2 tRNA genes and 3 rRNA genes are annotated in these 5,343 nt (G+C 56.2%); all 5 read left to right on the forward strand.

The window, feature by feature from the left end:
• The first annotated feature begins 201 nt into the window (after positions 1-201).
• The 5 genes from FHS90_RS22080 (at position 202) to rrf (ending at position 5,233) form a co-directional block, all read left to right on the forward strand.
• A 16S ribosomal RNA gene (locus tag FHS90_RS22080) occupies positions 202-1,713 on the forward strand.
• 108 nt (positions 1,714-1,821) lie between these two features.
• Positions 1,822-1,895, forward strand: a tRNA-Ile gene (locus tag FHS90_RS22085).
• A gap of 13 nt (positions 1,896-1,908) precedes the next feature.
• Positions 1,909-1,982 (forward strand) — tRNA-Ala (locus FHS90_RS22090).
• A 165-nt stretch (positions 1,983-2,147) separates the two neighbouring features.
• Positions 2,148-5,040: ribosomal RNA gene (locus FHS90_RS22095) — 23S ribosomal RNA — on the forward strand.
• Between the two features lie 81 nt (positions 5,041-5,121).
• Positions 5,122-5,233 (forward strand): 5S ribosomal RNA (gene rrf / locus FHS90_RS22100).
• The 16S, 23S and 5S rRNA genes sit together here with 2 tRNA genes alongside, the layout of an rRNA operon.
• Positions 5,234-5,343: the final 110 nt, after the last annotated feature.

Below are 5,343 nucleotides of genomic sequence, written 5' to 3' on the forward strand. Positions count from 1 at the left end.
GGGGGGAGACGGGGCGGGAGGCGCCCCGCAGATCGCCGGAGACAGTCCGGCGGTAAGGTTCTTTGAGTGAATGGGATAGATAGGAAATGAAAAGACATACGGTTTACCGTAGAGTCTAGGAAACATTAGCGTACCGGCGGTCGATGTCTTTACAAAATCGACTGTCTTTATTGAAAAAGAAGAGCAGTCAAACAATCTACTACAATGGAGAGTTTGATCCTGGCTCAGGATGAACGCTAGCGGCAGGCCTAATACATGCAAGTCGAACGGGGCCCTTCGGGGCCCAGTGGCGCACGGGTGCGTAACGCGTATGCAACCTGCCTTGAACTGGGGGATAGCCCGGAGAAATCCGGATTAATACCGCATGACACCATATGAGGGCATCTGAGTATGGTCAAAGATTTATCGGTTCAAGATGGGCATGCGTGCCATTAGCTAGTTGGTGGTGTAACGGACCACCAAGGCGACGATGGCTAGGGGTTCTGAGAGGACGGTCCCCCACACTGGCACTGAGATACGGGCCAGACTCCTACGGGAGGCAGCAGTAGGGAATATTGGGCAATGGGCGGAAGCCTGACCCAGCCATGCCGCGTGCAGGATGAAGGCCTTCTGGGTTGTAAACTGCTTTTACCAGGGAAGAAAACACCCATGCGTGGGGAACTGACGGTACCTGGGGAATAAGCACCGGCTAACTCCGTGCCAGCAGCCGCGGTAATACGGAGGGTGCAAGCGTTGTCCGGATTTATTGGGTTTAAAGGGTGCGTAGGCGGCCCCTTAAGTCAGCGGTGAAAGCCCGGGGCTCAACCCCGGAACCGCCGTTGATACTGGGGGGCTTGAGTACGGACGAGGTGGGCGGAATTGAGGATGTAGCGGTGAAATGCTTAGATATCCTCAAGAACTCCGATTGCGTAGGCAGCTCACTAGGCCGTAACTGACGCTGAGGCACGAAAGCGTGGGGAGCGAACAGGATTAGATACCCTGGTAGTCCACGCCGTAAACGATGGATACTCGATGTCGGCGACAGACTGTCGGCGTCTTAGCGAAAGCGTTAAGTATCCCACCTGGGGAGTACGCCCGCAAGGGTGAAACTCAAAGGAATTGACGGGGGCCCGCACAAGCGGTGGAGCATGTGGTTTAATTCGATGATACGCGAGGAACCTTACCTAGGCTAGAATGCGCGTGACCGCCCCAGAGATGGGGCTTCCCTTCGGGGCACAAAGCAAGGTGCTGCATGGCTGTCGTCAGCTCGTGCCGTGAGGTGTTGGGTTAAGTCCCGCAACGAGCGCAACCCCTATCCCTAGTTGCCAGCACGTCAAGGTGGGGACTCTAGGGAGACTGCCTCCGCAAGGAGCGAGGAAGGCGGGGACGACGTCAAGTCATCATGGCCCTTACGCCTAGGGCTACACACGTGCTACAATGGCGCATACAGAGGGTCGCTACCCGGCAACGGGATGCCAATCTCACAAAGTGCGTCTCAGTTCGGATCGGGGTCTGCAACTCGACCCCGTGAAGCTGGAATCGCTAGTAATCGCGTATCAGCAATGACGCGGTGAATACGTTCCCGGGCCTTGTACACACCGCCCGTCAAGCCATGGAAGTCAGGGAGACCTGAAGGCCGTCACCGTCCAGGAGCGGCTTAGGGTAAAACTGGTAACTGGGGCTAAGTCGTAACAAGGTAGCCGTACCGGAAGGTGCGGCTGGATCACCTCCTTTCTGGGGACGCACCGCCGGCGCCGTTTCCGCTTCCTCTCTATCCCTTTGCTTAAACCCTTCACCTTATTAAAGGTTAGGTCAGTACGGACGCCTACAGCTAACAAAGTAGGGCTTGTAGCTCAGGTGGTTAGAGCGCTACACTGATAATGTAGAGGTCCGTGGTTCGAGTCCACGCAGGCCCACACCATAGTACATGGGGGATTAGCTCAGCTGGCTAGAGCGCCTGCTTTGCACGCAGGAGGTCAACGGTTCGACTCCGTTATTCTCCACAACTGACCTGATCACAGCGATCACAGGCACGCACCGGCAGGGCGCGTGCCGCACATGCCAGGGAACACCTATAGCGATATGGGGGCTACCTGGCGGGGGGTTCTTTGACATACTGGGAAGAGAGAGAAACAAAGAAGAGTACGCGCCGCATAGCGATATGCGGCCTAGAAAGTAGAGAAGGGCGCATGGAGGATGCCTAGGCTCTCAGAGGCGATGAAGGACGCGATAAGCTGCGATAAGCTGCGGGGATGGGCACATACCACTCGATCCGCAGATCTCCGAATGGGGCAACCCGGCTGGTTGAAGACCAGTCACCTGTTTACAGGGGCGAACGCGGGGAACTGAAACATCTAAGTACCCGCAGGAAGAGAAAATAACAATGATTCCCCAAGTAGTGGCGAGCGAACGGGGAAGAGCCCAAACCACAGTCGTTACGGCGACCGTGGGGTTGTAGGACCACGACACGAGACTGGAAATTGAAGCTTAACTACCTGGGAAGGTAGGCCAGAGAGGGTGACAGCCCCGTCAGCGTAAGCTTTCCAGCTCCAGTGGTATCCTGAGTAGGGCGGGACCAGAGGAATCCCGTCTGAATCCGCCGGTACCATCCGGCAAGGCTAAATACTCCTGAGAGACCGATAGTGAACCAGTACCGTGAGGGAAAGGTGAAAAGTACCCCGAATAGGGGGGTGAAATAGAACCTGAAACCATGCGCCTACAAGCGGTCGGAGCCCTTCAGTGGGGTGACGGCGTGCCTTTTGCATAATGAGCCTACGAGTTACTCCTCCCTGGCGAGGTTAAGTGCATGGATGCACGGAGCCGCAGCGAAAGCGAGTCTGAACAGGGCGCACAGTCAGGGGGGGTAGACGCGAAACTTTGTGATCTACCCTTGGGCAGGATGAAGCTGTGGTAACACACAGTGGAGGTCCGAACCAGTTTCCGTTGAAAAGGATTTGGATGACCTGAGGGTAGGGGTGAAAGGCCAATCAAACTGAGAAATAGCTCGTACTCCCCGAAATGCCTTTAGGGGCAGCGTCGAGGTTGAGTCTTCTGGAGGTAGAGCTACCGATAGGACTAGGGGGAGTCAAATCCTACCGAATCCTGACGAACTCCGAATGCCATTAGACATACTCGGCAGTGAGGCTTGGGGTGCTAAGGTCCCAGGCCGAGAGGGAAAGAACCCAGACCGCCAGCTAAGGTCCCTAAATATATGCTAAGTTGAACAAAGGAGGTCCAGCTGCCCAGACAGCCAGGATGTTGGCTTGGAAGCAGCCATTCATTTAAAGAGTGCGTAACAGCTCACTGGTCGAGCGGCAGGGCATCGATAATAATCGGGCATCAAGCATATTACCGAAGCTGCGGATAGAATTTATTCTGTGGTAGGGGAGCATTCCCGTCGGCGGAGAAGGTACCTGGCAATGGGTGCTGGAGCGTCGGGAAAAGCAAATGTAGGCATAAGTAACGATAATGCGGGCGAGAAACCCGCACACCGAAAGACTAAGGTTTCCTGATCAACGCTAATCGGATCAGGGTTAGTCGGGTCCTAAGACCGATGCGAGAGCTAAGGCCGATGGACAACTGGTTAATATTCCAGTACTAGCGTGACCCAGCGATGCGGTGACGGAGAAGTGAAAGGCCCGCCTGGTGACGGAATACCAGGTTGAAGCGCGTAGTTATAGGACCGGTAGTGAAGTACGCCGGACCTGACGAAACGCGATAGTACCCCAAGCCCCCGGGCGAGGGGATAGTGGCCCTAATCCCGCTCCCTAGAAAACCCGCTAAGCGTTAAAGGTCACGCTACCCGTACCGCAATCCGACACAGGTAGTCGAGGAGAGAATCCTAAGGTGCTCGAGTGAATCACGGCCAAGGAACTCGGCAAAATGGCCCTGTAACTTCGGGAGAAGGGGCGCTTCCTTGCAGCGATGCAAGAAGCCGCAGTGAAAAGGCCCAGGCGACTGTTTAACAAAAACACATGGCTATGCGAAATCGAGAGATGAGGTATATGGCCTGACACCTGCCCGGTGCCGGAAGGTTAAGAGGGGATGTCAGCCGCAAGGCGAAGCATTGAATCGAAGCCCCGGTAAACGGCGGCCGTAACTATAACGGTCCTAAGGTAGCGAAATTCCTTGTCGGGTAAGTTCCGACCTGCACGAATGGTGTAACGATCTGGGCGCTGTCTCAGCCGTGAGCTCGGTGAAATTGTAGTATCGGTGAAGATGCCGATTACCCGCTACGGGACGGAAAGACCCCGTGCACCTTTACTATAGCTTAACATTGACTCTGGGTAACTCGTGTGTAGGATAGGTGGGAGACTGCGATCCGGCGTCGCCAGGCGTCGGTTAGTCAACGTTGAAATACCACCCTCGGGTTGCTTGGAGCCTAATCCCTGGAGGGAGACATTGTTTGGTGGGTAGTTTGACTGGGGTGGTCGCCTCCAAAAGAGTAACGGAGGCTTTCAAAGGTACCCTCAGCACGCTTGGTAACCGTGCGCAGAGCGCAATAGCAGAAGGGTGCTTGACTGTGAGGCCCACAAGCCGAGCAGGGCCGAAAGGCGGATATAGTGATCCGGTGGTTCCGCATGGAAGGGCCATCGCTCAAAGGATAAAAGGTACGCCGGGGATAACAGGCTGATCTCCCCCAAGAGCTCATATCGACGGGGAGGTTTGGCACCTCGATGTCGGCTCGTCACGTCCTGGGGCTGGAGAAGGTCCCAAGGGTTCGGCTGTTCGCCGATTAAAGTGGCACGCGAGCTGGGTTCAGAACGTCGTGAGACAGTTCGGTCCCTATCTGTAGTGGGCGTAGGATTTTTGAGGGGACCTGTCCTTAGTACGAGAGGACCGGGATGGACGAGCCTCTGGTGGGCCTGTTGTGGCGCCAGCCGCAGCGCAGGGTAGCTACGCTCGGATGAGATAAGCGCTGAAAGCATCTAAGTGCGAAACTCACCCCAAGATGAGAAATCCCTTTAAGGGCCGTGGGAGACGACCACGTCGATAGGCGGCAGGTGTAAAGGTGGAAACACCATAGCCGAGCCGTACTAATTGCCCGGGAGCTTTCCAGGCAGGGCGCGTACCCTCCCCTCTCTCTCTGCCCAGTATGGTCAAAGCACCCCCCGACCCCATTCGAGCCGAAAGGCCCAAGACAATGGTGGCTATGTCGCGGGTGTCCACCTCTTCCCATTCCGAACAGAGAAGTTAAGCCCCGCCGAGCCGATGGTACTGCGGTCACACGCGGGAGAGTAGGTAGCCGCCAACCCCCTTACCTTGAGAGGCCCCACGGGTGAAACCGCAGGGGCCTCCCTGCGTTTAAGCCCTGCCAGGGCCAACCCCCCCCTTGCCTTTGAGGCGGCACCCCGCTATATTGGG

It is taken from the genome of Rufibacter ruber, assembly GCF_014138425.1.
GTDB classification, from domain to species: Bacteria; Bacteroidota; Bacteroidia; order Cytophagales; family Hymenobacteraceae; genus Nibribacter; species Nibribacter ruber_C.